This is a genomic window from Enterobacter cloacae complex sp. P24RS (assembly GCF_014982165.1).
Lineage (GTDB): Bacteria > Pseudomonadota > Gammaproteobacteria > Enterobacterales > Enterobacteriaceae > Enterobacter > Enterobacter quasihormaechei.
Map to the genome: position 1 here is coordinate 1 of NZ_JADCKU010000001.1, position 23,970 is coordinate 23,970.

Sequence of the window (23,970 nt, forward strand, 5' to 3'; positions counted from 1 at the left end):
TCTGGTGCGTTATCGATCTGGTCGAAAGCACGAGCAGCACCGCCGTAGGTTTTAGCCAGTACGGTAGTGATTGCAGCAGTCAGGGTAGTTTTACCATGGTCAACGTGGCCGATAGTACCAACGTTGACGTGCGGTTTTGTACGTTCAAATTTTTCTTTAGACACGGCTATATTCCTTACTATAGTGCTCTCCCCTTCGGAGAGAGCACGGGACTTAGGTTTTAATCCTGTGGATTACTTACCACGGGCTTCGATAACGGCCTGAGCAACGTTGTTCGGCGCATCATCATACTTCAGGAATTCCATAGTGTATGATGCACGACCTTTGGTCAGAGAACGCAGCTGAGTTGCATATCCGAACATTTCAGACAGCGGAACTTCAGCGTGGATCTTAACGCCAGTTACTTCGGATTCCTGACCACGCAGCATACCGCGACGACGGCTCAAGTCACCGATAACGTCACCGGTGTTCTCTTCCGGAGTTTCTACTTCAACCTTCATGATTGGCTCAAGCAGAACTGGTTTTGCTTTCTTAAAGCCTTCTTTAAAGGCAATAGACGCAGCCAGTTTAAACGCCAGTTCAGAGGAGTCAACGTCGTGGTAAGAACCGAAGTGCAGACGAACACCCATGTCTACAACCGGGTAACCAGCCAGAGGACCAGCTTTCAGCTGCTCCTGGATGCCTTTATCAACGGCAGGGATGTATTCGCCAGGAATTACACCACCTTTGATGTCGTTGATGAACTCGTAACCTTTAGGGTTAGAGCCCGGCTCCAGTGGGTACATGTCGATCACAACGTGACCGTACTGACCGCGACCACCAGACTGCTTAGCGTGTTTACCTTCAACATCGGTAACTTTCGCGCGAATCGCTTCGCGGTAAGCAACCTGAGGTTTACCCACGTTCGCTTCAACGTTGAATTCACGTTTCATACGGTCAACGATGATGTCCAGGTGCAGTTCACCCATACCAGCGATGATGGTCTGGTTAGATTCTTCATCAGTCCATACGCGGAATGATGGGTCTTCTTTCGCCAGACGGCCCAGAGCCAGACCCATTTTTTCCTGGTCAGCTTTGGTTTTTGGTTCAACCGCGATGGAGATTACCGGCTCTGGGAATTCCATACGCTCCAGAATGATTGGGTGATCCGGGTCACACAGGGTGTCACCAGTAGTCACGTCTTTCAGACCGATAGCAGCAGCGATGTCGCCCGCACGAACTTCTTTGATCTCTTCACGTTTGTTAGCGTGCATCTGTACGATACGGCCAAAACGTTCACGCGCCGCTTTCACGGAGTTCAGGATGGTGTCACCGGAGTTAACCACACCAGAGTAAACGCGGAAGAAGGTCAGGTTACCCACGAATGGGTCGGTAGCAATTTTGAACGCCAGTGCAGAGAACGGCTCGTCATCACTTGCGTGACGCTCAGCCGGAGTATCTTTACCGTCGTCCAAGATGCCGTTGATCGCAGGAACGTCAACCGGGGATGGCAGGTAGTCAACTACCGCATCCAGCATTGCCTGAACACCTTTGTTCTTGAACGCAGAACCACAGGTTACCAGGATGATTTCGTTGTTCAGAACGCGCTGACGCAGAGCAGATTTGATCTCTTGTTCAGTCAGTTCTTCACCACCCAGGTATTTCTCCATCAGCTCTTCAGAAGCTTCTGCTGCGGATTCGATCAGGTTCTGGTGCCATTCGTCAGCCAGGTCCTGCATCTCTGCCGGGATATCTTCGTATTCGAAGGTAACGCCCGCATCTGCTTCGTTCCAGTTGATCGCTTTCATTTTCACCAGGTCGATAACGCCGGTGAAACCTTCTTCAGCACCAATTGCCAGCTGAAGCGGAACAGGGTTCGCGCCCAGACGGGTTTTGATCTGGCCAACAACTTTCAGGAAGTTAGCACCCATACGGTCCATTTTGTTAACGAACGCGATGCGTGGAACTTTATATTTGTTCGCCTGACGCCATACGGTTTCAGACTGTGGCTGAACACCACCAACTGCGCAATAAACCATTACCGCGCCGTCAAGAACACGCATGGAACGTTCTACTTCGATGGTGAAGTCAACGTGCCCTGGGGTGTCGATGATGTTTACGCGATGCGGTTCGTACTGCTTAGCCATACCTGACCAGAAAGCAGTAGTCGCTGCGGAGGTGATAGTAATACCACGCTCCTGCTCCTGTTCCATCCAGTCCATGGTGGCAGCGCCGTCATGAACTTCACCGATTTTATGGTTTACACCGGTGTAGAACAGAATACGTTCGGTAGTAGTGGTTTTACCGGCGTCGATGTGCGCACTGATACCGATGTTACGGTAGCGTGCGATGGGTGTTGTACGAGCCATTTGATTCCTCGTTTATATCTTTAGGCGTTCAGTTAAGTTACCCAGAGCGGGCGGCTTCTCTGAAGCGCCCGCCTGGTGACTACGACTCCGAAGGGATTACCAACGGTAGTGTGCGAACGCCTTGTTGGCTTCTGCCATACGGTGAACGTCTTCACGTTTCTTAACTGCGGTACCTTTGTTTTCCGCAGCATCAGAAAGTTCGTTCGCCAGACGCAGAGCCATGGATTTATCACCGCGTTTACGAGCAGCTTCAACGATCCAACGCATTGCCAGAGCATTACGACGAACCGGACGAACTTCAACTGGAACCTGATAAGTAGAACCACCAACGCGGCGAGACTTAACTTCTACAGTCGGGCGCACGTTGTCGAGAGCGACTTCGAAAGCTTCCAGTTCATTTTTACCAGAACGCTGAGCCAGGGTCTCCAGCGCGCTGTATACGATTGCTTCTGCGGTAGATTTTTTACCATCTACCATCAGGATATTTACAAATTTTGCCAGCAGTTCTGATCCGAATTTCGGATCTGGAAGAATTTTACGCTGACCAATGACGCGACGACGTGGCATGGGATTACTCCGTTGTTAATTCAGGATTGTCCAAAACTCTACGAGTTTAGTTTGACATTAAGATAAATCAGTTTGGCCTTACTTAACGGAGAACCATTAAGCCTTAGGACGCTTCACGCCGTACTTGGAGCGAGCCTGCTTACGGTCTTTAACACCTGAGCAGTCCAGCGCACCACGAACGGTGTGGTAACGAACACCCGGAAGGTCTTTAACACGACCGCCACGGATCAGGATCACGGAGTGCTCCTGAAGGTTGTGACCTTCACCACCGATGTAGGAAGTCACTTCGAAACCGTTAGTCAAACGCACACGGCATACTTTACGCAGTGCGGAGTTTGGTTTTTTAGGAGTGGTGGTATATACACGAGTACATACACCACGTTTCTGCGGGCAGGCTTCCAGCGCAGGCACGTTGCTTTTTGCAACTTTGCGTGCACGTGGTTTGCGTACCAGCTGGTTAACTGTTGCCATTAAATAGCTCCTGGTTTTAGCTTTTGCTTCGTAAACACGTAATAAAACGACCTCATACAATATGAGGACGCGAAATTTTAGGGCTACGTCGAAAAGGTGTCAAGAAATATACAGCGATCTCAAATCACCAGTTCATTTGACTGGCGTGCGTCACAGTAAGATTGACGAAATCAGTATAGCCAACCACGTCAATTTTGGCTGAAATTTGACCAGAAAGACCCCGCGCATCCAGATCGTCCTTCAGCGCAGAGACAGTTATGGGGGCATTACTGAGGATTTCAACAAAACGGCTGCCTTCAAGCGCCGCCAGCACGCCATCCTGAATCAGCAGCAGATCGTCGCCTTCGCGCAGCATGCTCAGTAACGTGTCGATATCGCATTGCCACGGTGAACGGCTCAGGGTATGGAGCATGACGGCCTCAGAAAGTCAGAACGGTATCGTAGTGAGAGAGATGTTCGCGCAGCGCCGCAGAGGCGAGGATCGTCACGTCCAGCACGAACGATGTATTCTCGTTTAACCCACGAGCGGCCAGCGAGTCGGCACACACATAGAAGGTTTCAATGTCATAGAGCGGCAGAACCTTAAAGGTCGCAATGTAATCGCGCGCGAGAATAGCCTGCGGCTGTTGACCGGCCAGAAGCTGGAATACGCCATCGCCTATAAAGAACACGCCGATATCTTCGGTTAATGCCGATGTCGCGAGCAATGCATCCAGCCCTTCGCGACCTGAAGCGCTGCCGTGCGGCGCAGAAGTAAACACAAACGCTACGCGCTTCATCAAAATTGCACCACTCTGTCGCAGGTCAATGCAGCCTGTGCCAATGCACCTAATCCGCTGAGCGAAAAGCCCGGTTGCAGGTTGGCCCCCGCCAGACCGAGGCGTTCGGCTTCGGTCGCATCCGCCACACCGCGACGCAGTGCCGCGGCGACGCAGATATGCAGCTCAACGCCCTGCGTTTCGTTTAATTTTTGCCAGGCGCGCACAAGGTCAAACTCATCGCTTGCCGGAGAGGTAAACTGGTTCGCGTTATACACCCCTTCACGATAGAAGAAGACGCTTGCCAGTTCATGGCCGGCATCAAGCAGCGCATGGGCAAACTGTAGCGCGCTGCTGGCCTGCTGGGTTCCGTACGCCGGGCCCGTCACCATTAACGCAAAGCGCATTACTTGTCTTGCCCCAGGAAATCGCCGCTTTTGAACTGGCGAATATAAAGGTAAACCGTGTGCTTAGAGATATTCAGGCGATCGGCCACCTGGTTGATGGCATCTTTGATATCAAAAATCCCTTTCTCATAGAGGTTCAGGACGATCTGACGATTCTTGGCGTTGTTGGATACGTTGCGATCGGCATTCACCTCTTCAATGGTGAACTCCAGCGTCTGGGTCACGAGATCCTCAACGGAGGAAGCAAAGTTCACCGACGAGCCCACGTCCGGCGTTTCTGGCGGAATGAAGGTGCTCATGATTTGAGAGAAGGGCACATCAAGGTTCATGTTGATGCACAGCAACCCGATAACCCGGTGGTCACGGTTTCGAATCGCGATAGTTTCTGATTTCATCAGCACGCCGCTTTTGGCGCGGGTGAAATAGCATTTTGAGACGCTGCTGTCCGCGCCGGTCATGTCATGCAACATACGCAATGCAAGGTCGGTGATTGGCGAACCAATTTTACGGCCAGTGTGCTCACCGTTCGCAATGCGGATAGCGGAACACTTAAGATCTTGCAGGGAATGCAATACGATTTCGCAGTGGGAACCAATGAGCATCGCTAACCCGTCCACTACCGCTTCGTAGGATTTCAGAATATCGAAGTCGGTCTGGTCAAATGGACGTTGATCCAGCAAATCAAGTTCACTGGTTTCGTTGGTTAAAAGCGACCTGGACATGAAAAAAACACTCCTTTTCAGGAGCCTGTCGTTAGGTTTTCAGGGCAGGCTCATTATCTACACGGACAACTAAATTAATACAGCGTGTATAACGCTTTCCAGTGTTAATTATATCTGCCCCACATAAAAAAAACCGCCGCCTGGCAGGCGGCGGTTTTTCTCAGCATTACTTCTTGGCTGCTGCGGCTTTATCGTCAGCCGGTGCGTCTGCTTTCGCATCCGCTTTCGGAGCCGGTTTGATGTCCAGCAGTTCTACGTCAAATACCAGCGTAGAGTTAGCCGGGATGCCCGGAACGCCAGTTTTGCCGTAAGCCAGGTCTGGTGGAATGACCAGCTTGATCTTACCGCCTTTCTTGATGTTCTTCAGGCCTTCGGTCCAGCCCGGGATCACACCGTCCAGACGGAAGGAGAGAGGCTCACCGCGGGTGTAAGAGTTATCGAACTCTTTACCGTCGATCAGCGTACCTTTGTAGTTCACCACAACGGTGTCGCTGTCTTTAGGCGCGTCGCCGGTCCCTTCTTTCTCAACTTTATAGATCAGGCCGGTAGAAGACGTTTTAACGCCTTTCTCTTTAGCAAACGTGTCGCGGTAGGCTTTGCCTTTCGCTTCGTTATCTTTAGCGTCTGCTTCCATCTTGGTTTGAGCGGCGCCTTTCACACGCGCTTCAAACGCTTGCAGAGTCTGCTCGATTTCCTGATCAGAGAGCTTGCTCTTGTCGGCGAACGCATCCTGAACACCGGCGATCAGCTGGTTTTTGTCCAGTTTGATGCCCAGCTTCTCTTGTTCTTTCAGAGAGTTTTCCATGTAACGACCCAGAGACGCGCCAAGTGCGTAGGCGGATTTCTGGTCGTCATTTTTGAATGCCGCTTTGCTGTCTGTAGTCGCAGCAGGCTTCGCAGCAGTATCAGCAGCGAAAGACAGCGGCGCGTTGAGCGCAACGGCCATCGTGGTCGCCAGCAGCGTAACTTTAAACAGTGATTTCATCCATATCTCCAGGACCTGAGGTCTCTCACCCCAGTGTTAAACGTAAATGAGTGACGTACTATAAAACGTTGTGGAAGAAATCTACAGACAGACTCCCCCTATTGTCGCCTCTTTTCAGACTATTTTTGTTTAAATAAGTTTCTTGTCAGGGAGATGGATACTGTACTTAAGGAAAAAGTCAGCTAAACTTCGCCGCCGCTGGCCCATTATGGCGTATGAGATATAAACGAGGTGAATGATGAAGGATACAATGATCGAAGCGAGACTGGCTGAGCTGGAAAGCCGCCTGGCTTTTCAGGACATCACCATCGAAGAACTGAACCAGACCGTAACGGCCCATGAGCTTGAAATGGCAAAACTGCGCGATCATATGCGCCTGCTGACGGAAAAGCTGAAGGCCACGCAGCCGTCGAATATTGCCTCTCAGTCGGAAGAGACGCCACCACCTCATTATTGAGGCGTAAAAAAAGCGGGATTATCCCGCTTTTTTATTTTCCGCAGTACGGAATCAGTGGCAACCGCAGCCGCCGTTACCGCAACCACCTTTACCGTGGTCGTGACCATGGTCGTGGCCGTGACCACCGCAGCAGCCGTCATGGCCGTGATCGTGGTCATGGTCGTGACCGTGCGCACCGTGAACGTGACCATGAGCCAGCTCTTCTTCGGTTGCTTCACGGATAGCAACAACTTCTACGTTGAACTTCAGATTCTGGCCAGCCAGCATGTGGTTGCCGTCAACCACAACGTGGTCGTCTTCAACTTCAGTGATTTCAACAGGAACCGGACCCTGGTCAGTTTCAGCCAGGAAGCGCATGCCAACCTGCAACTCGTCAACGCCCATGAACACGTCTTTAGGAACGCGCTGAACCAGGTTGTCGTCATACTGACCGTAAGCGTCGTTTGCGCCTACAGCAACGTCGAATTTGTCGCCAACTTCATGGCCTTCCAGCGCAGTTTCCAGGCCGGAAATCAGGGAACCGTGACCATGCAGGTAGTCCAGCGGCGCACTCACCGGAGACTCATCAACCAACACACCGTCTTCTGTACGTACCTGATAGGCCAGGCTGACCACCAGGTCTTTTGCTACTTTCATGATATCTCCTGAGCGTGGGAAAATTACTGGCGCAGATTGTAGCGGAAATCTGCACCCGTGTACCCTTAAGCTTAAAAAAACTCAGAGCATATCGCTAGTCTGGATGAAAAATGCCGATCACTTGCTCTTCTTTGCGAACGTGATCGCGGGCTTCTTTGTCGGCCTCACGCATCTGGTGGCCGCACTTAACACATTCAACGATATCGATATTATTTTCGCGCCACATGGCCAGCGTATCTTGCGCCTGGCAGGACGGGCACTTTGCACCCGCGATAAAGCGTTTACGTACAGCCATCTTTCGTTACCCTTTATTCAAATTCATCCCAGCCGTCGAGCTGGCGTCGTTCCTGCTGCATTTCACGCTGGAAGATCTCCTCCAGTTCGCGACGCGCTTCCCGCACGCGGGAGATCTGCGCCGTGTCGCTGTGCACGGGCATGAGCTCGCGCAGCATGCGCATATCCAGCCGGCGGAAATGCATCTGGGCCCGCTGGGCCTGGTGAGGATGCATCCCAAGCGAGATCAGCGCCTTACGCCCCAGCTCCAGCGCACTGGAAAACGTTTCACGGGAGAAGTGTTTCACACCCGCCTGCAAAAGTTCGTGAGCTTCAACACGTCCGCGGGCACGCGCCAGAATATGCAGATGCGGGAAATGCTGCTGGCACAGCTCCACCAGCTTCATGGTGTCTTCCGGATCGTTGCAGGTGATAATGATGGACTCCGCGGCCTCCGCTCCCGCCGAGCGCAACAGCTCAAGCTGCGTCGCATCGCCGTAGTAGACCTTATAACCGTATTTGCGCATCAGGTTGACCGCGCTGATATCGCGCTCCAGCACCGTGATGCGCATTTTGTTCGCCATCAACAGACGGCCAATCACCTGTCCGAAGCGGCCAAAGCCCACGACGATCACCTGCGGCTTATCGTCTTCCACCCACGGCGTTTCATCTTCATCGGTTGCCGGGTTCAGCCGGCGCGACAGCAGTTTGTCCACCAGCTTCATCAGCAGCGGCGTGGTCATCATCGACAGCGTTACCGTCACCAGCAGCAGCGCCATCTGGTCATCTTTGAACAACTTCTGAGACGACGCCGTGGAAAACAGCACAAATGCAAACTCTCCCCCCTGGCTCAACACGCTGGAAAACTGCATTCTTTCCGAGCTGCGCAGCCCGTAAATTCTCGCCAGAACATACAGCACCAGCGTTTTCACCGCGACCAGCACCGCCACGCTCATCACGACCCACAGCAGATGGGTATAGAGCACGCCGAGGTTGAGCGCCATGCCCACCGAAATAAAGAATAGCCCTAACAGCAGCCCCTTAAACGGATCGATGGCGGTCTCCAGCTCGTGGCGGTACTCACTTTCCGCAAGCAGCACCCCGGCGATAAACGTCCCGAGCGCCATCGACAGCCCGAGGGCATCCATGAACAGCGCCGAGCCGAGAACCAGCAGCAGCGTTGCGGCGGTAAATACCTCGCGCACGCCGGATGCGGCAATGAACCGGAATACCGGGCGCAGTAAAAACCGTCCGCCAATCAGCATGCCCGCGAAGGCCAGCACCTTCATGGCGATTTTCATCCAGTCGAAATGATCGTCTCCGGAGCCTGCCAGCAGCGGCACCAGCGCCAGCGCCGGGATCACCGCTAAATCCTGGAACAGCAGCACCGAAAAGCCCAGCTGCCCCGCCTCGTTGCGGTTCATCCCCTTGTCGCGCATCAGCTGTAGCGCCATCGCCGTCGACGACATCGCAAGACCGATCCCGCCAATCACCGCCGCCTGCCAGGAAAACTGCGTCAGCATCAGCAGGCCCGCCAGAATGGCGGCGCTGAGCAACACCTGCGCCGCCCCGACGCCAAAAATAGATTGCCGCAATTGCCATAGCTTGGAGGGGTTCAATTCAAGGCCGATAATGAACATCAGGAACACCACGCCCAGCTCGGAGAAGTGGAGAATTTCATCCACATCGCTGATGAACCCCAGCCCCCAGGGGCCAATGGCGATCCCCGCCAGCAAATAGCCCAGCACCGCGCCGATGCCGAGACGCGCGGCAAGCGGCACGGCGACCACGGCGGCAAACAAAAACAGCACCCCGGCAAGGAGTAAATTCGAACCGTCCATTAGCGTCCTCCCGCCGGTATCGGTGATGCCAGCCATTCTCCGTAGGCTCTGGCATGGCTCGCCAGCGCCTTTGGTTCCTGCCGCCGCGCCCAGTAAACAATAATCGGGCTCATCCAGTGCATGCGGCACATCGCCGCCGTCAGCTCGAACGGCCTCAGGATGTCGCTCATGGGATAACGGTTCAGCCCGTCGTGACGGTAAGCGCTTTCCGGCTCACCGGTGGTAATGACGCTCCGCCAGTACTTTCCCGCCAGTTGGTTGCCTCCCACCCCGCTGGAAAAGCCCCGGCTCAGCACGCGGTCCAGCCACTCTTTGAGCAGCGCCGGACAGCTGTAGGTATAAAGCGGATGCTGGAACACAATCACGTCATGCTGACGCAGCAGTTCCTGCTCGTAAGGAATATCGATAAAGAAATCAGGATAGTGCGCGTAGAGATCGTGCACCGTGACGTTACTGAGCTGTGTGGCCGGCTTAAGCAGCACCCGGTTCGCCACCGAGTCCTGAGATTCCGGATGGGCATACAGCAGCAGCACTTTCGCTGTCTGAGACATCACTCCCCTCCCGGTTCTGTTTTTGTGTATTGTTGTCGTTTTGGGCTACCATGGCGGCCCGGTGGGAAAAATGGCCCACACCTTACATTATTATAATGACAAATTAACATAGTCGGAACATACGGCGCTTCTATGATTGTTTTCTCCTCGTTACAAATTCGTCGCGGCGTGCGCGTCCTGCTGGATAACGCGACTGCTACCATCAACCCGGGCCAGAAGGTGGGGCTGGTCGGCAAAAACGGCTGCGGTAAATCCACCCTGCTGGCGCTGCTGAAAAACGAGATAAGCGCGGACGGCGGGAACTTTACCTTCCCGGGCAACTGGCAGCTTGCCTGGGTGAACCAGGAGACGCCTGCGCTGAGCGAACCCGCACTCGACTATGTTATCGACGGCGACCGCGAATACCGCAGGCTCGAAGCGGAGCTTAATGCCGCTAACGAGCGCAACGACGGCCACGCCATCGCCACCGTTCACGGCAAGCTGGACGCCATCGACGCCTGGACCATTCGCTCCCGCGCCTCCAGCCTGCTGCACGGTCTGGGCTTCAGCAACGAACAGCTTGAACGCCCGGTCAGCGACTTCTCGGGCGGCTGGCGTATGCGCCTCAACCTGGCGCAGGCGCTGATCTGCCGCTCCGACCTCCTGCTGCTCGATGAACCGACCAACCACCTCGATCTCGATGCGGTTATTTGGCTGGAGAAGTGGCTTAAGAGCTATCAGGGCACTCTGATTCTGATCTCCCACGACCGCGACTTCCTCGATCCGGTAGTAGATAAAATCATTCATATCGAACAGCAAAGCATGTTCGAGTACACCGGCAACTACAGCTCCTTCGAACGCCAGCGCGCGACGCGCCTTGCCCAGCAGCAGGCGATGTATGAAAGCCAGCAGCAGCGCGTAGCGCACCTGCAAAGCTTTGTGGATCGCTTCAAGGCTAAGGCGTCAAAAGCCAAGCAGGCGCAGAGCCGCATCAAGATGCTGGAACGCATGGAGATGATCGCCCCCGCGCACGTGGATAACCCGTTCCACTTCAGTTTCCGCGAGCCGGAGAGCCTGCCGAACCCGCTGTTGAAAATGGAAAAAGTGAGCGCAGGCTATGGCGATCGCATTATTCTCGACTCTATTAAGCTTAACCTGGTGCCGGGTTCACGCATCGGTCTGCTGGGGCGTAACGGCGCCGGTAAATCCACGCTAATCAAGCTGCTGGCGGGCGAGCTTAACCCGGTCAGCGGCGAAATCGGCCTGGCGAAGGGCATTAAGCTTGGCTACTTCGCCCAGCATCAGCTGGAATTTTTACGCGCGGATGAATCGCCAATTCAGCACCTGGCTCGCCTGGCCCCGCAGGAAATGGAGCAAAAGCTGCGCGACTACCTCGGCGGCTTCGGCTTCCAGGGCGATAAGGTCACTGAAAACACCGCGCGTTTCTCGGGCGGTGAAAAAGCCCGTCTGGTGCTGGCGCTGATCGTCTGGCAGCGTCCAAACCTGCTGCTGCTCGATGAACCGACCAACCACCTGGATCTCGACATGCGTCAGGCGCTGACCGAAGCGCTGATTGAGTTCGAAGGGGCGCTGGTTGTCGTATCGCACGATCGCCACCTGATCCGCTCCACCACCGACGATCTCTACCTGGTGCACGGTGGCAAAGTGGAGCCGTTCGACGGCGATCTGGAAGATTATCAGCAGTGGCTGACGGACGTGCAGAAGCAGGAAAACCAGCCGGAAGAGTCAGCGAAAGACAACGCCAACAGCGCGCAGGCGCGCAAAGACCAGAAGCGCCGTGAAGCGGAGCTGCGCACCCAGACTCAGCCGCTGCGTAAAGAGATTGCCCGTCTCGAAAAAGAGATGGAAAAGCTCAACGCCACGCTTGCCGCCGTTGAAGAGAAGCTGGGCGACAGCGATCTGTACGATCAGCGCCGTAAAGCGGAGCTAACGGACTGCCTGCAAACGCAGGCGAAAGCCAAATCCAGCCTCGAAGAGTGCGAAATGGCCTGGCTGGACGCGCAGGAACAGCTGGAAGCGATGCTGCAAGCCGACTAACACGCCGGGAGGGTTATGGGTTTCGATACCACGAGCGAGATTACGTTCCGTAAGCTCAGCATCTTCATGACGTTCATGGAGAAGGGCAATATCGCGCGTACCGCCGAAACACTCGGCCTGAGCGGCGTCAGCGTGCACCGGGCGCTGCATACCCTGGAAGAGAACGTCCGCTGCCCGCTCTTTACCCACAAAGGACGCAACCTGATTGCCCTCCCCTCGGCGTGGACGCTGCTGGAGTATTGCCAGGAGGTGATGCAGGTGATGGAGCGCGGGCTGGAAGAGTCGCGCAAGGTCGCCGGCATTGGTCAGGGGCGGTTACGCGTCGGCACGCTCTACTCGTTGACGCTGGAAACCGTGCCGCGCCTGATCATGGGCATGAAGCTGCGCCGTCCGGATCTGGAGATGGATCTCACGATGGGATCTAACGAAACCTTGCTGCACATGCTGGATGAAGGGTCGCTGGACGCGATTTTAATCTCTATCTCCGAAAGCGATATCGACCGTAACAGCCTCGAAGTGCTGCCGCTGTTCCACGACGATATTTTCCTTGCCGCACCGGCCTCTGCCACGCTCAATACCAGCGTCCCCGCCGATCTGCGCGACTATAAAGATCGGAAGTTCGTCGCCCTCGCGGAAGGGTTCGCCACGTATGCGGGGTTTCAGGAAGCGTTTCATATTGCCGGCTTCGAGCCGGATATTGTGACGCGGGTGAACGATATCTTCTCGATGCTGAGCCTGGTGCAGGCAGGGGTCGGGTTTACGCTAATGCCGGGCAGGATGAAGAAAGTGTACGAAAATTCGGTGCAGCTGTTAAAGCTGGCGCAGCCGTACCAGATGCAGCAGCTGATTGCGATCGTCTTTGCGCGCAACCGCGAGCAGGATCCCAGCCTGCGGGCGCTGGCCGCTGAAGGGCGGATGTATGCCCGCAGTTTGCAGGATGGTGCCTGATGTTATTGCCCGGTGGCGCTACGCTTACCGGGCCTACTCCCGGATTGTAGGCCCGGTAAGGCGCAGCCGCCACCGGGCATCAAACTCACCGCTGAAGCCGCCCTGCCAGATGCACCGCCACGTCCACCCCGCTGCGCTCCAGCGAAATGGATTCCCCTTCCCAGGCCGCCTGACGCGTCAGGCAGGTCAATATGCCCCCTGGCGGCATCTCAATCGCCAGCCGCGCTTCGCGTTCATTGGCGGAAATGACTGCCTCCTGCCAGCGCACGGTGCGCGCCATGTTCATCGCCAGGTCATCGGCAATTCTTTCTGGCTGCCAGAGCACGCGCCCGGTACTGCCGCTCAGGTACGCGCAGCGGGGGCGTGAAAGCGTGACCGATTCAAACGCCGCCACCAGCTTCTGCGCCGGTTCCGCCAGCAGCTCGCAGTGCGACGGCACGCTTACCGCCAGCCGTTTGGCCTTGCTCGCACCCTTCGCCAGCGCGCGTTCCGCCACCTGCGCCATGCCGTCATCGGTTCCGGCTATAACGATCTGCGTTTCGGCATTCAGGTTAGCGATATAGGTTTCTGTCCCCTGGATAAGGTTTTCCACCTGCGGCAGGGTCAACCCCATTATCGCCGTCAGGCCGTAGCCGTGCGGATACGCCTGCTCCATCAGATCGCCACGCAGCGCCACCAGCTTCAGCGCGTCCGTAAACGCCAGCGCGCCCGCCACTACCGCCGCGGGATAAGCGCCAATCGATAAACCGCTGACGATATCCGGCGACACGCCGCGACGTTCCAGCTCGCACGCCCAGGACACGCCGGCAATTAACAGTGAAAGCTGAACCGCGCGGGTATGGGTCAGCGAGGCTGCGCTGTCCAGGGTATCGACTTCCGCCCCCAGCACGGCACGGGCCTGCTCCAGCTCCGTTCCCGGCAGGTTTTGCAGCATACCTTCATGCTGGGTGCCCTGCCCCGGAAAGGTAAACAGTATTTTCATTACTCCTCCCTGTGCCATGGATCCGCCACCAGGCGCGGTCCACGGCGAGTTTTCAGCAGCGTTTTGCCATCGCGTAACCATTCCGCCAGCGCGAATCCGCCCTCGGGCGTATCCACCTGCGTATCCGCCCGGCACAGCGCGCGGCCAAGCTGAGCCTGCCAGCCGGTAAACGCGTCAGGTGACACGGCGTGCGGAGCGCGGATGAGCAGATCGAGATCGCTGTCGGCGTGGATCACCGGAATACTGGTCGCCAGCGCGTAACCCGTACTGCCGGTTATCCCCCACGTCCACGGCCACGACTGCTGAGCAAGCTGAAGCGCCACCTGAACCGGCGGCTGAGTGACAAACGGCGAACGCAGCAGATCGGCGGTGACGCACAAATCTTCAGGCGAAACCACGCGCAGCACGTTCCCGGGCTTCACCCATCCGGCCGCACGCTGGTCGCGACGCAAACCGCGCACGCCAACGGGAATACGGCCTTCACTATCAACATCACGCCGTACCACTACCGGCAGCCCGGTATGCCAGGCCGCGTCCACCCAGGAGTCGGTGACGCCTTCCAGCGCGTCACGCGCGGTAAGCCAGATAAGGTCGTGGGGGCGTAATGTTGTGGTCATGATTACATTCCTGAAGTCAGCGAAATAAACAGCGGCAGCGACAGGATACACAGTACGGAGCTCAACAGCAGCACGGCTTCTGCATCCGGCGACTGCACGCCAAAGCGGTTACCGAACACGACGCCGAAGAAGCCCGCGGACAGCGCAATCATCAGGATGGCGGTGATCGCCACGGAGCCGTGCAGACCGAAGATCAAGACGATACCCCAGGCAATCGCTGGCTGGATGAGCAGCTTAGCGATGGTGGAGGTGATCACCATGGTGTTGATCTGAAGCTTACGCGCGGAGAGGATCACCCCGGTCAGGAACAGCGCCGCAGCGGTCGCGGACAGTCCCAGCGGTTTAATCGCCGCCAGTACCAGCTCTGGCATTGTGATGCCGATAGCGGACAGGATCACACCCAACAGCGGGCCCATCACGATCGGTTTTTTAATGGAACGCCACATCAGCACCGGCAGCATGGAAAGCGTTGAACCGGAGTTATTGCCTTCGGCGCGGGCTTTCTCACGCTCCAGAATCAGCAGGCAGAACGGGGTCATCAGCACCGAACCACAGGCGATGGAGACCGCTACGGAGAGTGAAGTAGAAGAACTTTCACCCAGCACGCTGCCCAGAATCGGCAGGCCGAGCGCCGCATAGTTTGGCAGGGCGACGGTCAGCGTCAGCACGGCCGCATCCTGCGGGGATTTTTTAAAGACTTTGGTGGCGAGGAAGTAGATGGCCGCATAGGTGATCCACATCGCCAGAGTGAGAACCAGGATCAGCGGCGACTGCGCCACAATGCCGGTCCACGGGGTTTGCACGGTGGCGCTGAACAGCGCGGCAGGGAGTGCAAAATCCATAACGAAGATATTCAGCAGGGAAACATTTTTGTTATCGACCATCTTTGCCTTACCGGCCCAGAATCCCAGCAGCATGATGACGAAAATCGGTGCAAGAGCATGAACAATTACGTAAGTCATAAATCACCTGTAGTAAAAAAGTTTAAGCACTGGCGCGATGTTTATTATTTTCAGGATGCAGCTCCCCGCGTGGACGCAGCGGGTGCGCCCACGGGGTGATGCATCTGGCAGGTCTCTTGTTACTTACCAGTTGGCTCGCATGCGTTCACGTACGAGCGCCGAGCTGCGGCGGTTGTCAGCACCCAGACGGTTTTTCAACGTGGTGTCCTGACGAGCGTCACTGATGGCCTGTTGCAGGGTGGTTTTCACCAGCGTCAGATCGTTATCGGAAGGGGCATCCGGATTGCTGATGTCCAGCAGGTCAGAAAGCAGCCCCAGCGTGGCGTAGTTGCTGATGTCGTACGCCATTGGCGGGATGGTTGCCGCCAGTTTTTCCAGCGCCTCTACGGTGCGCAGCGTAATGCGCGCCGCAGACTCTTTGCCCATCGCGTGGATCAGCACGCCTTTATCGTTGAAGGCAATCAGGCGGTTAGCCTGGTAGCCGTGCGCCAGAAACGCGCCAGACATGGCCTTACCGACGATAAGACCAATCACCGGATGCCCCGCTAAACGCGCGTTGGCGTAGGCGGCAGCGGCTCCGGCCAGCGCCTGGTGGATACCAAACGCCTCTTCGCGACGACCATAGGCCTGGCTTGGGACGTCGATCACCGCCACAATCGGGCGCTTCACGGCTTTATCAGCGTCAGCGGCTACGGTTTCGCTGACCACTTTTGCCAGCGTCCAGCCTTCCAGCAGGCCGACTTCCCCTTGCGCCGCGCGCGGGAAGTGGTTGTTGGCGTCCGGCACCACGGCGACAAAGCGCACCGTTTCACCGTTCAGCTCGCCGTCTGCCGCCTGCACGGACGGGCATAACCCTTCCAGACGTTTGGCGTGAGGAGCGAGGGTTTCCAGCCAGAGTTCGCCACGGCTTATTGAAGTACTCATCATTTCACCTCCCGGGCAAAAAGCGCTTTAATCTGTTCGGCATCGGCCTGTTTGCGGGTGTCGAAATTCGTCAGACGGTTCAGGTAATCGTCGTAGTTATCGGTGCGATGTTTCGCCGGTACGCCTTTGGCGATGGCCTCGTTCATCGCGGCTTTCACCGCGTTCACGCCGTCGCCGACGAGCGCGTCTACCAGCCCGCTTTCATAGCGCACTTCACCGCCGGTCATGCTCCAGATAAACGGACGGTCGCGGGAGTCGTACTCTTCAATGCCCGCTTCCTGCTCAATAACCTGCGGACCGTTGAGGCCAAGACGCGCTTCGCGGGTCACAATCAGGTAGCTGCACAGCGCCGCGGCGATAGACATCCCGCCGAAGCAACCTACGGTCCCGGCGACAATCCCGACGACCGGGGTATAGCGACGCAGGTCAACGATCGCGGCGTGGATATCGGCAATCGCCGCCAGGCCAAGGTTGGCTTCCTGCAAACGTACGCCACCGGTTTCGAGGCACAGTACCGCCTGAGTCGGAATGCCGTTGCGGTTATCTTCCGCCGCCAACTCCAGCGCCGCCGCCATTTTGGCGCCGGACACTTCGCCCATGCTGCCGCCCTGGAAGGTGCCTTCAATCGCCACGACTACCGCAGGCTGGCCGTTGATGGTCCCTTTCGCGACCACCATGCCGTCGTCGGACTGAGGAACAATCCCCTGTGGCCCAAGCCATGGAGAGATAATGCCTTCAAACGGATCCAGCAGTTCGCGGTAGCTGCCGTCGTCAAGCAATGCCTGCGCACGCTGGCGCGCTTTTAGTTCGATAAAGCTGCTGTCATCACGCATGATTCACCCCTTCAAAGACCTGTTCGATACGAATGCGCGCCACGCCCGGCGTCGCGCCGAAATCGTGGATGGTCAGTTTGCCTGCGGGCAGGCTGCTGACGGTTTGCAGGCGGTTGAACAACGCCTCCCAGCGTCCGCGGCTGTTGTCGACGGAGGTGGTGATATCAATGGTTAAGGTCTGGCCCGGTTCGGCGGTGAAAAGCGCCTCCATATCCCCGGAACCGACTACCCCTGCCAGCGCCCTGCCGCTTACTTCGCGGCTGGCGGGCACGGTCAATGTAATTTTTTCCATAACATCCTCTTAATGCTTTGAATAGGGCGTTTCGATGCGGTCAAGAAACAGCGTGGCGGCAAGCAGGTCTGCGGCACCGCCCGGCGAGGCGTTGAGCGTCAGCATCTGACGGTCTAACCGCGCCAGCGCCTGCTGTCCGGCAAGCGTTGCGCATCCTCCGGCGTTCAGCACCGCACGGGCACCGTTCTGCATGGCGTCCAGACCCTCCATTCCAGCGCGCGACAGCACGCAGGTATCGGTGAGCGAGGTCATGATCGCCATCAGCGCGTCAAGCCTGGCGTGCGTTTCGCTGCTGCCGTTGAAACGGCTGAGGCGAAGCTGCGGCAGCGCGCGCTGCATAACGTGCGGAAACGCCTGCTGAGCCTCTTCACGCGCGCCCGGCACGCGGTAGCGGTGCGTGGCGCGTAACCCTTTGCTGAACACTTTTGGTGCCGCGTCGTCCGGCAGTTTCGCCAGCTGCGCGGCGGTGTTCGCGACGGCCTGCGCGCTGGCATCACCGCCCAGCATCGCCACCGCGCTCACCAGCAGACCTAAAGCCCAGATCGCGCCACGGTGCGTATTCACGCCGTCGGTAGCGGCCATCATCTGCCGTTCACCTTCGCGACCCAGGCGGCCAACGGTTTGCCTGAGGGCAATATCCGCCGGACGCTGCCAGCTCTGCTGCGCCATCGCCTGAAACGAGGGGGTCAGGCTGTGGGCGGAACGCTCCATCAGCGCAAGCGATAAATCGTGGTGCGCGCCGTTCCCCCGGCTGTCCACCAGACCGGGTTTCGGGCTTAAGCGTGCTTCGTCAATCAGACACTGCGTGGCGGTTCGCGCCAGCCATTCGGCACCGCCTTCAACCTGGATCTGGGGCAGAAGTTTCATTACCAGCTCCGGAATTTCGCAGGTGGGTTATACAGACCGCCGGACCACTCAACGAGGTCGGACACGCTGCCTGCGGCCAGCAGAGAGCGAGTGGCGTCGGTGCGACGAATACCCATATCTTCCGGATAAACCACCTTCCCGCTCTGGCGCAGTTCCGCCACGCGTTTGGCATCCACGCCCAGACCGATATCGGTAATACCCGCCACGGCGGCGACCATCGCGCGACGCTCTTCCAGATCTTTCGCCCGGTAGAGGTACGCAATCCCCTCTTCCGTCAGCACGTGGGTGACGTCATCACCGTAAATCATGACCGGCGCCAGCGGCATACCGGAGGCTTTCGCCACGTCTACGGCGTCGAGTTTTTCCACGAAGGTTGGCTTCACGCCCGCCTGGAAAGTTTCCACCATCTGCACGACCAGCTTTTTACCGCGCTGCATTGGGTCCGGCTCGGTGATCATGTTCAGCCAGGCCGGCGTGGCGTGGCGACGACCGTGCGGATCGTGGCCCATGTTTGGCGCGCCACCGAAGCCGGAGAGACGACCGCGGGTCACGGTTGAGGAGTTCGCGTAACCATCAACCTGTAGCGTAGAGCCGATAAACATATCCACCGCGTACTGACCTGCCAGCTGGCAGAAGGCGCGGTTAGAGCGCATAGAGCCGTCTGCACCGGTAAAGAACACGTCCGGACGAGCGCGGATGTACTCTTCCATCCCCAGCTCGCCGCCGAAGCAGTGGACGCTCTCCACCCAGCCGCTTTCGATGGCGGGGATCAGCGTTGGATGCGGGTTCAGGGTCCAGTGTTTACAGATTTTGCCTTTGAGCCCGAGCTGTTCGCCGTAGGTTGGCAGCAGCAGCTCAATCGCCGCGGTGTTAAAGCCGATCCCGTGGTTCAGGGACTGCACCTGGTGCTCCGCGTAGATGCCTTTAATTGCCATCATCGCCATCAGGATATGTTCCTGTTTGATGAGGCGCGGGTCGCGGGTGAAGAGCGGTTCAATAAAGAACGGCTTGTCCGCCACCACCACGTAATCGATCCACGAGCCCGGGATATCAACGCGCGGCAGGTCGCACTCGTCGTCCACCAGTTCGTTCACCTGTGCGATGACGATACCGTCGTGGAACGCGGCAGCTTCCACCAGCGCCGGGGTATCTTCGGTACTCGCCCCGGTATAAAGATTGCCTTTGCGGTCCGCTTTAAAACCGGCAATCAGCGCCACGTTTGGCGACAGGTCGACGTATAAACGTGAATAGAGTTCGATGTAGGTGTGAATCGCACCGATTTCGAGCTGACCATCTTCCAGCAGCTGCGAAATGCGCAGGCTTTGCGTACCGGAGAAGGAGAAATCCAGCTTGCGGGCGATACCTTTCTCAAAGATGTCCAGATGTTCGCTGCGGCCCACGCTCGGCATGATCATATGCAGGTCATGTACGATTTGCGGGTTCACTTCCGCCAGTGAACGGGAAAGGAAATCCGCCTGCTTCTGGTTATTACCTTCCAGAACGACTTTGTCGCCTGGTGCGATCAGTTTTTCCAGCATGGCGACAAGATCGCCCGTTGGCAGTACCTTGCCCTGTACCGGTACGGATGCCAGACGACGCGCTTTCTCAGTGCGTCGGGTGTTCCATTGCCGGGTGGGAGTTTGCCCAGATAACATTATTAACCTCCTGATTCAGCACATCATTCTGATTTGCCTGACGTTGAGTAAAGTGTGCGCTCTGGTGAGAAAGGCATCAATTAAGCGTAGGACGGAATCATTAGCTTGAGAGTAATAAACAAGGTAAGGAAATGTGATCGGGATCAGTTCATATTTCGGAAAAACGGGCTAAACGGGGTACAATCCGGAAGGTATAGTTAATTACTGACAAGAATCAGCATCGCCCTTATGACCCAAATCATTCCCTCAGACTTCGACATTGCAGCCGAAGAGAGCGCAGAGTTTGTGCCCATGCGCGGGGTGGCTAACCCCCACCTGCAAACCATGCTGCCGCGCCTGATCCGGCGCAAGGTACGGTTCGCCCCTCACTGGCAACGCCTGGATTTGCCGGATGGCGACTTTTTGGATCTTGCCTGGAGCGAAGATCCGGAGCGGGCCAAACATAAACCTCGTCTGGTGGTGTTTCACGGTCTGGAAGGCAGCCTGCACAGCCCTTACGCCCACGGCCTCATCGAGGCGGCGAAGGCCCGCGGCTGGCTTGGGGTCGTAATGCACTTTCGCGGATGCAGCGGCGAGCCAAATCGCCAGAAACGCATCTATCACTCGGGTGAAACCGAGGACGGCACCTGGTTTCTGCGCTGGCTGAGAGACCGTTTTGGCGCCGCGCCAACGGCAGCGGTGGGATACTCGCTGGGCGGCAATATGCTGGCCTGCCTGCTGGCGAAAGAGAGCGACGCCGTACCGCTGGACGCGGCGGTTATTGTCTCCGCGCCATTTATGCTTGAGCAGTGCAGCTATCATATGGAAAAGGGGTTTTCGCGAGTCTACCAGCGTTACCTGCTCAACCTGCTGAAAGCCAACGCCGCGCGCAAGCTGAAGGCCTACCCGGATACGCTGCCTGTGACGCTGCAACAGCTTAAACGCGTGAAGCGCCTGCGCGAGTTTGATGATTTGATCACCTCGAAAATTCACGGCTTTGCCGATGCAATCGACTATTACCGTCAGTGCAGCGCCATGCCTTTACTGAATCAAATCACGAAACCCACGCTGATTATCCACGCCAAAGACGATCCGTTTATGGATCATCACTCGATCCCCGCGCCCGATTATCTGCCGGCCAACGTGCAGTATCAGCTTACCGAGTTCGGCGGACACGTCGGCTTTGTTGGCGGCACGCTGCGTCGGCCTAAAATGTGGCTTGAGACGCGTATTCCCGACTGGCTAACGGCTTATCTGGACGGTAAAAAATGATTATTCCCTGGCAGGATCTCTCTCCCGAAACGCTCGATAATCTGATTGAAAGCTTTGTCTTGCGCGAAGGCACCGATTATGGTGAACATGAACGTTCGCTTGAACAAAAGGTCAACGATGTTAAGCGCCAGCTTAAAAGCGGCGACGTGGTGCTGGTATGGTCCGAACTGCATGAGACGGTCAATATCATGCCCCGCAACGCGTTTCATGGCTGATCTTAAAACTTTTCCAGTCAGGGAGTTGCTATGTCTGCCAGACATCCGGTTATTGCCGTTACGGGTTCGAGCGGGGCGGGAACCACCACCACCAGCCTCGCCTTTCGCAAGATCTTCGCACAGCTGAATTTACGGGCGGCAGAGGTAGAGGGCGACAGCTTTCACCGCTACACGCGCCCGGAGATGGACATGGCCATCCGCAAGGCGCGCGATCTGGGTAAACACATCAGCTACTTTGGTCCGGAGGCGAATGACTTCGGCCTGCTGGAGCAAACCTTCCGCGAATACGGGCAAAGCGGCACCGGACAGTCCCGCAAGTATCTGCACACCTACGATGAAGCCGTTCCCTGGAACCAGGTACCCGGCACGTTCACGCCCTGGCAGCCGCTGCCGGAACCGACTGACGTGCTGTTTTACGAAGGGTTGCACGGCGGCGTGGTGACGCCTCAGCACGACGTGGCGCGCCACGTGGATTTGCTGGTAGGGGTGGTGCCGATTGTTAACCTTGAGTGGATCCAGAAGCTGACGCGCGACATCAGCGAGCGCGGCCACTCGCGTGAAGCGGTGATGGACTCGGTGGTGCGCTCCATGGAAGACTACATCAACTTCCTGACGCCACAGTTCTCCCGCACCCACATTAACTTCCAGCGCGTGCCCACCGTGGATACCTCTAACCCGTTCGCCGCGAAAAGCATTCCCTCGCTGGACGAAAGCTTTGTGGTGATCCACTTCCGCAACCTGGAAGGCATCGATTACCCCTGGCTGCTGGCGATGCTGCAAGGCTCGTTTATTTCGCACATGAATACGTTAGTGGTGCCGGGCGGAAAAATGGGGCTGGCGATGGAGCTGATCATGACGCCGCTGGTGCAGCGGCTGATGGAAGGGAAGCAGATCGCGTGATTTTTTTGCCCGGTGGCGCTGCGCTTACCGGGCCTACGGTCATGCTTTTGTAGGGCGGGTCAGCGAAACGCCACCCGCCAAAAGATTAAGCCTCGATCACTTCATACGAATGGGTGATGTTTACCGCTTTCTCCAGCATCAACGCCACGGAGCAGTACTTCTCCGCTGAGAGATCCACCGCGCGTGACACCGCCGCGTCTTTCAGCGCTTTCCCGGTGACAACAAAATGCAGATTGATGTGCGTGAACAGGCGTGGCGCCTCTTCGCGACGTTCTGACGTCAGCTTCACTTCACAATCGGTCACGTCATGACGGCCTTTTTGCAGGATCGACACCACGTCGATCGCACTGCATCCCCCTGCCGCCATCAGCACCATTTCCATCGGGCTTGGGGCTTTATCGCCGGAGTTACCGTCCATCAAAACCTGGTGCCCGGAGGCCGACTCGCCCAGGAACGTTAACCCTTCAACCCATTTCACACGCGCTTGCATATTCACTCACTCCAACGTTGCATTTTTTATGACAGATTACGTGTACGTTACATTTCTCGCAACGGAAGGCGACCTGCGTCATGCTGAAGCGAGACACCAGGAGACACGCAGCGAAAGCTATGCTAAAACACTCTGGATGCTACAGTAATACATTGACGTTACACATGTATGCAGAGGACATCAAACTTTACTGGCTGCGAAACGTTACGACAGCCGACTTCCCAGGGTATGGGTAAGAATTCGATTGCAACCCCAGAGTCCGGATGCATCTTATGACTCTGGTGACAGCTTATAACAGAGGATAACAGCGCATGGTGCTTGGCAAACCGCAAACAGACCCGACTCTCGAATGGTTCTTGTCTCATTGCCACATTCATAAGTACCCATCAAAGAGCACGCTGATTCACCAGGGTGAAAAAGCGGAAACGTTGTATTACATCGTTAAAGGCTCGGTGGCCGTGCTGATCAAAGATGAAGAAGGGAAAGAGATGATCCTTTCTTATCTGAACCAGGGCGATTTTATCGGTGAACTGGGCCTGTTTGAAGAAGGCCAGGAACGTAGCGCCTGGGTTCGTGCAAAAACAGCATGTGAAGTGGCTGAAATTTCTTACAAGAAATTCCGTCAGCTGATTCAGGTCAACCCTGACATCCTGATGCGTCTATCTTCCCAGATGGCACGCCGTCTGCAAGTGACCTCTGAGAAGGTGGGTAACCTTGCTTTCCTGGACGTAACCGGTCGTATCGCGCAGACGCTGCTGAACCTGGCGAAACAGCCGGACGCCATGACCCACCCTGACGGTATGCAAATTAAAATTACCCGCCAGGAAATCGGTCAGATTGTCGGCTGCTCCCGTGAAACAGTGGGCCGTATCCTGAAGATGCTGGAAGACCAGAACCTGATCTCCGCCCACGGTAAAACCATCGTGGTTTACGGGACCCGTTAATTCCGGTCAGACGGCGTGCCGCCGCAGGGTGGCACGC

The 23,970-nt window shown here is 56.6% G+C and carries 29 protein-coding genes; 7 read left to right on the top strand and 22 right to left on the bottom strand.

Annotated elements, in window-relative coordinates; translation table 11 throughout:
* The 9 genes from INF58_RS00005 to fkpA all read right to left on the bottom strand — a co-directional run.
* Nucleotides 1-164: GTP-binding protein (locus INF58_RS00005; protein WP_001445782.1), on the bottom strand; the 164-nt coding region annotated here is incomplete at its 3' end.
* Between the two features lie 69 nt (nt 165-233).
* Nucleotides 234-2,348, bottom strand: a complete 2,115-nt coding sequence (gene fusA / locus INF58_RS00010) for an elongation factor G (RefSeq protein WP_063449470.1) — start codon at nt 2,346-2,348, stop codon at nt 234-236.
* Nucleotides 2,349-2,444: 96 nt separating this feature from the next.
* Nucleotides 2,445-2,915: a 30S ribosomal protein S7 gene (gene rpsG, locus INF58_RS00015; RefSeq protein ID WP_003861706.1), complete on the bottom strand. Its 471-nt coding sequence runs from the start codon at nt 2,913-2,915 to the stop codon at nt 2,445-2,447.
* Nucleotides 2,916-3,011: 96 nt separating this feature from the next.
* Nucleotides 3,012-3,386 (bottom strand): 30S ribosomal protein S12, encoded by a 375-nt coding sequence (gene rpsL, locus INF58_RS00020; protein ID WP_000246815.1) that lies wholly within the window; start codon nt 3,384-3,386, stop codon nt 3,012-3,014.
* Nucleotides 3,387-3,510: 124 nt separating this feature from the next.
* Complete coding sequence (tusB, locus tag INF58_RS00025) at nt 3,511-3,798, bottom strand: sulfurtransferase complex subunit TusB (protein WP_063449471.1); 288 nt, start codon at nt 3,796-3,798, stop codon at nt 3,511-3,513.
* Between the two features lie 7 nt (nt 3,799-3,805).
* On the bottom strand, nt 3,806-4,165 hold the full coding sequence (gene tusC, locus INF58_RS00030; RefSeq protein WP_107534028.1) for a sulfurtransferase complex subunit TusC: 360 nt from the start codon (nt 4,163-4,165) through the stop codon (nt 3,806-3,808).
* Nucleotides 4,165-4,551 (bottom strand): sulfurtransferase complex subunit TusD, encoded by a 387-nt coding sequence (gene tusD / locus INF58_RS00035; RefSeq protein ID WP_063865797.1) that lies wholly within the window; start codon nt 4,549-4,551, stop codon nt 4,165-4,167. The genes tusC and tusD overlap by 1 nt, the downstream gene beginning before the upstream one ends.
* Nucleotides 4,551-5,273, bottom strand: coding sequence for a transcriptional regulator (locus tag INF58_RS00040; protein WP_023333674.1), 723 nt, complete (start codon nt 5,271-5,273; stop codon nt 4,551-4,553). The genes tusD and INF58_RS00040 overlap by 1 nt, the downstream gene beginning before the upstream one ends.
* A gap of 166 nt (nt 5,274-5,439) precedes the next feature.
* Complete coding sequence (gene fkpA / locus INF58_RS00045; protein ID WP_063865794.1) at nt 5,440-6,258, bottom strand: FKBP-type peptidyl-prolyl cis-trans isomerase; 819 nt, start codon at nt 6,256-6,258, stop codon at nt 5,440-5,442.
* Between the two features lie 238 nt (nt 6,259-6,496).
* Between fkpA and INF58_RS00050 the strand changes: the two genes are divergently transcribed.
* The gene (locus tag INF58_RS00050; protein ID WP_063449475.1) at nt 6,497-6,715 is read left to right on the top strand and encodes a protein SlyX; all 219 of its coding nucleotides are present in this window, start codon (nt 6,497-6,499) and stop codon (nt 6,713-6,715) included.
* A gap of 51 nt (nt 6,716-6,766) precedes the next feature.
* Here the strand turns inward: INF58_RS00050 and slyD are convergent, their stop codons facing one another.
* The 4 genes from slyD to kefG all read right to left on the bottom strand — a co-directional run bounded on the left by slyD (nt 6,767) and on the right by kefG (nt 10,016).
* Nucleotides 6,767-7,351, bottom strand: a complete 585-nt coding sequence (gene slyD, locus INF58_RS00055; protein WP_023331458.1) for a peptidylprolyl isomerase — start codon at nt 7,349-7,351, stop codon at nt 6,767-6,769.
* A 94-nt stretch (nt 7,352-7,445) separates the two neighbouring features.
* The gene (locus tag INF58_RS00060) at nt 7,446-7,646 is read right to left on the bottom strand and encodes a YheV family putative zinc ribbon protein (protein ID WP_003861689.1); all 201 of its coding nucleotides are present in this window, start codon (nt 7,644-7,646) and stop codon (nt 7,446-7,448) included.
* A gap of 13 nt (nt 7,647-7,659) precedes the next feature.
* On the bottom strand, nt 7,660-9,465 hold the full coding sequence (kefB, locus tag INF58_RS00065) for a glutathione-regulated potassium-efflux system protein KefB (protein WP_063865786.1): 1,806 nt from the start codon (nt 9,463-9,465) through the stop codon (nt 7,660-7,662).
* Complete coding sequence (gene kefG, locus INF58_RS00070; protein ID WP_074160922.1) at nt 9,465-10,016, bottom strand: glutathione-regulated potassium-efflux system ancillary protein KefG; 552 nt, start codon at nt 10,014-10,016, stop codon at nt 9,465-9,467. Before kefG ends, kefB begins: the two co-directional genes overlap by 1 nt.
* A 132-nt stretch (nt 10,017-10,148) precedes the next feature.
* Between kefG and INF58_RS00075 the strand changes: the two genes are divergently transcribed.
* Both INF58_RS00075 and INF58_RS00080 read left to right on the top strand, forming a co-directional pair.
* Nucleotides 10,149-12,053: an ABC transporter ATP-binding protein gene (locus INF58_RS00075; RefSeq protein WP_064910102.1), complete on the top strand. Its 1,905-nt coding sequence runs from the start codon at nt 10,149-10,151 to the stop codon at nt 12,051-12,053.
* 15 nt (nt 12,054-12,068) lie between these two features.
* Nucleotides 12,069-13,001 (top strand): LysR substrate-binding domain-containing protein, encoded by a 933-nt coding sequence (locus tag INF58_RS00080; RefSeq protein ID WP_193526763.1) that lies wholly within the window; start codon nt 12,069-12,071, stop codon nt 12,999-13,001.
* Nucleotides 13,002-13,086: 85 nt separating this feature from the next.
* On the opposite strand, the gene mdcH is transcribed toward INF58_RS00080, so the two are convergent.
* The 8 genes from mdcH to mdcA all read right to left on the bottom strand — a co-directional run bounded on the left by mdcH (nt 13,087) and on the right by mdcA (nt 20,133).
* Nucleotides 13,087-13,983, bottom strand: a complete 897-nt coding sequence (gene mdcH, locus INF58_RS00085) for a malonate decarboxylase subunit epsilon (protein ID WP_193526764.1) — start codon at nt 13,981-13,983, stop codon at nt 13,087-13,089.
* Entirely contained in the window at nt 13,983-14,600 is a 618-nt protein-coding gene (locus tag INF58_RS00090) for a malonate decarboxylase holo-ACP synthase (RefSeq protein ID WP_193526765.1), read from the bottom strand. Before INF58_RS00090 ends, mdcH begins: the two co-directional genes overlap by 1 nt.
* Nucleotides 14,601-14,602: 2 nt before the next feature.
* Nucleotides 14,603-15,562 carry an AEC family transporter gene (locus INF58_RS00095; protein WP_063449483.1) on the bottom strand — a complete coding sequence of 320 codons (960 nt, stop codon included), beginning with the start codon at nt 15,560-15,562 and terminating at the stop codon, nt 14,603-14,605.
* Between the two features lie 123 nt (nt 15,563-15,685).
* Nucleotides 15,686-16,486 (bottom strand): biotin-independent malonate decarboxylase subunit gamma, encoded by an 801-nt coding sequence (gene mdcE / locus INF58_RS00100; protein ID WP_193526811.1) that lies wholly within the window; start codon nt 16,484-16,486, stop codon nt 15,686-15,688.
* On the bottom strand, nt 16,486-17,319 hold the full coding sequence (locus INF58_RS00105; RefSeq protein ID WP_063865774.1) for a biotin-independent malonate decarboxylase subunit beta: 834 nt from the start codon (nt 17,317-17,319) through the stop codon (nt 16,486-16,488). The genes mdcE and INF58_RS00105 overlap by 1 nt, the downstream gene beginning before the upstream one ends.
* Nucleotides 17,312-17,611, bottom strand: coding sequence for a malonate decarboxylase acyl carrier protein (gene mdcC, locus INF58_RS00110; protein ID WP_015571419.1), 300 nt, complete (start codon nt 17,609-17,611; stop codon nt 17,312-17,314). The genes INF58_RS00105 and mdcC overlap by 8 nt, the downstream gene beginning before the upstream one ends.
* Nucleotides 17,612-17,620: 9 nt before the next feature.
* Nucleotides 17,621-18,478, bottom strand: a complete 858-nt coding sequence (locus INF58_RS00115) for a triphosphoribosyl-dephospho-CoA synthase (protein ID WP_193526766.1) — start codon at nt 18,476-18,478, stop codon at nt 17,621-17,623.
* Nucleotides 18,478-20,133 (bottom strand): malonate decarboxylase subunit alpha, encoded by a 1,656-nt coding sequence (mdcA, locus tag INF58_RS00120; protein ID WP_063449487.1) that lies wholly within the window; start codon nt 20,131-20,133, stop codon nt 18,478-18,480. Before mdcA ends, INF58_RS00115 begins: the two co-directional genes overlap by 1 nt.
* A gap of 228 nt (nt 20,134-20,361) precedes the next feature.
* Here mdcA and INF58_RS00125 point away from each other — a divergent pair, with 228 nt between their 5' ends.
* Genes INF58_RS00125 through INF58_RS00135 form a run of 3 tightly spaced genes read left to right on the top strand, consistent with a single transcriptional unit; the run spans nt 20,362 to nt 22,499 of the window.
* Nucleotides 20,362-21,384, top strand: a complete 1,023-nt coding sequence (locus INF58_RS00125) for a hydrolase (protein ID WP_063449488.1) — start codon at nt 20,362-20,364, stop codon at nt 21,382-21,384.
* Nucleotides 21,381-21,599 carry a YheU family protein gene (locus tag INF58_RS00130; protein ID WP_003861664.1) on the top strand — a complete coding sequence of 73 codons (219 nt, stop codon included), beginning with the start codon at nt 21,381-21,383 and terminating at the stop codon, nt 21,597-21,599. The genes INF58_RS00125 and INF58_RS00130 overlap by 4 nt, the downstream gene beginning before the upstream one ends.
* Nucleotides 21,600-21,629: 30 nt before the next feature.
* Nucleotides 21,630-22,499: a phosphoribulokinase gene (locus INF58_RS00135; RefSeq protein WP_063449489.1), complete on the top strand. Its 870-nt coding sequence runs from the start codon at nt 21,630-21,632 to the stop codon at nt 22,497-22,499.
* Between the two features lie 85 nt (nt 22,500-22,584).
* On the opposite strand, the gene INF58_RS00140 is transcribed toward INF58_RS00135, so the two are convergent.
* Complete coding sequence (locus INF58_RS00140) at nt 22,585-22,989, bottom strand: OsmC family protein (RefSeq protein WP_063449490.1); 405 nt, start codon at nt 22,987-22,989, stop codon at nt 22,585-22,587.
* 311 nt (nt 22,990-23,300) lie between these two features.
* Between INF58_RS00140 and crp the strand changes: the two genes are divergently transcribed.
* Nucleotides 23,301-23,933 (top strand): cAMP-activated global transcriptional regulator CRP, encoded by a 633-nt coding sequence (gene crp, locus INF58_RS00145; RefSeq protein ID WP_000242758.1) that lies wholly within the window; start codon nt 23,301-23,303, stop codon nt 23,931-23,933.
* Nucleotides 23,934-23,970 lie beyond the last annotated feature (37 nt).

Bases quoted from the DNA above. Each gene is read 5' to 3' on its own strand.
- fusA (WP_063449470.1), bottom strand. From the start codon at position 2,348: ATGGCTCGTACAACACCCATCGCACGCTACCGTAACATCGGTATCAGT.
- rpsG (WP_003861706.1), bottom strand. From the start codon at position 2,915: ATGCCACGTCGTCGCGTCATTGGTCAGCGTAAAATTCTTCCAGATCCG.
- rpsL (WP_000246815.1), bottom strand. From the start codon at position 3,386: ATGGCAACAGTTAACCAGCTGGTACGCAAACCACGTGCACGCAAAGTT.
- tusB (WP_063449471.1), bottom strand. From the start codon at position 3,798: ATGCTCCATACCCTGAGCCGTTCACCGTGGCAATGCGATATCGACACG.
- tusC (WP_107534028.1), bottom strand. From the start codon at position 4,165: ATGAAGCGCGTAGCGTTTGTGTTTACTTCTGCGCCGCACGGCAGCGCT.
- tusD (WP_063865797.1), bottom strand. From the start codon at position 4,551: ATGCGCTTTGCGTTAATGGTGACGGGCCCGGCGTACGGAACCCAGCAG.
- INF58_RS00040 (WP_023333674.1), bottom strand. From the start codon at position 5,273: ATGTCCAGGTCGCTTTTAACCAACGAAACCAGTGAACTTGATTTGCTG.
- fkpA (WP_063865794.1), bottom strand. From the start codon at position 6,258: ATGAAATCACTGTTTAAAGTTACGCTGCTGGCGACCACGATGGCCGTT.
- INF58_RS00050 (WP_063449475.1), top strand. From the start codon at position 6,497: ATGAAGGATACAATGATCGAAGCGAGACTGGCTGAGCTGGAAAGCCGC.
- slyD (WP_023331458.1), bottom strand. From the start codon at position 7,351: ATGAAAGTAGCAAAAGACCTGGTGGTCAGCCTGGCCTATCAGGTACGT.
- INF58_RS00060 (WP_003861689.1), bottom strand. From the start codon at position 7,646: ATGGCTGTACGTAAACGCTTTATCGCGGGTGCAAAGTGCCCGTCCTGC.
- kefB (WP_063865786.1), bottom strand. From the start codon at position 9,465: ATGGACGGTTCGAATTTACTCCTTGCCGGGGTGCTGTTTTTGTTTGCC.
- kefG (WP_074160922.1), bottom strand. From the start codon at position 10,016: ATGTCTCAGACAGCGAAAGTGCTGCTGCTGTATGCCCATCCGGAATCT.
- INF58_RS00075 (WP_064910102.1), top strand. From the start codon at position 10,149: ATGATTGTTTTCTCCTCGTTACAAATTCGTCGCGGCGTGCGCGTCCTG.
- INF58_RS00080 (WP_193526763.1), top strand. From the start codon at position 12,069: ATGGGTTTCGATACCACGAGCGAGATTACGTTCCGTAAGCTCAGCATC.
- mdcH (WP_193526764.1), bottom strand. From the start codon at position 13,983: ATGAAAATACTGTTTACCTTTCCGGGGCAGGGCACCCAGCATGAAGGT.
- INF58_RS00090 (WP_193526765.1), bottom strand. From the start codon at position 14,600: ATGACCACAACATTACGCCCCCACGACCTTATCTGGCTTACCGCGCGT.
- INF58_RS00095 (WP_063449483.1), bottom strand. From the start codon at position 15,562: ATGACTTACGTAATTGTTCATGCTCTTGCACCGATTTTCGTCATCATG.
- mdcE (WP_193526811.1), bottom strand. From the start codon at position 16,486: ATGAGTACTTCAATAAGCCGTGGCGAACTCTGGCTGGAAACCCTCGCT.
- INF58_RS00105 (WP_063865774.1), bottom strand. From the start codon at position 17,319: ATGCGTGATGACAGCAGCTTTATCGAACTAAAAGCGCGCCAGCGTGCG.
- mdcC (WP_015571419.1), bottom strand. From the start codon at position 17,611: ATGGAAAAAATTACATTGACCGTGCCCGCCAGCCGCGAAGTAAGCGGC.
- INF58_RS00115 (WP_193526766.1), bottom strand. From the start codon at position 18,478: ATGAAACTTCTGCCCCAGATCCAGGTTGAAGGCGGTGCCGAATGGCTG.
- mdcA (WP_063449487.1), bottom strand. From the start codon at position 20,133: ATGTTATCTGGGCAAACTCCCACCCGGCAATGGAACACCCGACGCACT.
- INF58_RS00125 (WP_063449488.1), top strand. From the start codon at position 20,362: ATGACCCAAATCATTCCCTCAGACTTCGACATTGCAGCCGAAGAGAGC.
- INF58_RS00130 (WP_003861664.1), top strand. From the start codon at position 21,381: ATGATTATTCCCTGGCAGGATCTCTCTCCCGAAACGCTCGATAATCTG.
- INF58_RS00135 (WP_063449489.1), top strand. From the start codon at position 21,630: ATGTCTGCCAGACATCCGGTTATTGCCGTTACGGGTTCGAGCGGGGCG.
- INF58_RS00140 (WP_063449490.1), bottom strand. From the start codon at position 22,989: ATGCAAGCGCGTGTGAAATGGGTTGAAGGGTTAACGTTCCTGGGCGAG.
- crp (WP_000242758.1), top strand. From the start codon at position 23,301: ATGGTGCTTGGCAAACCGCAAACAGACCCGACTCTCGAATGGTTCTTG.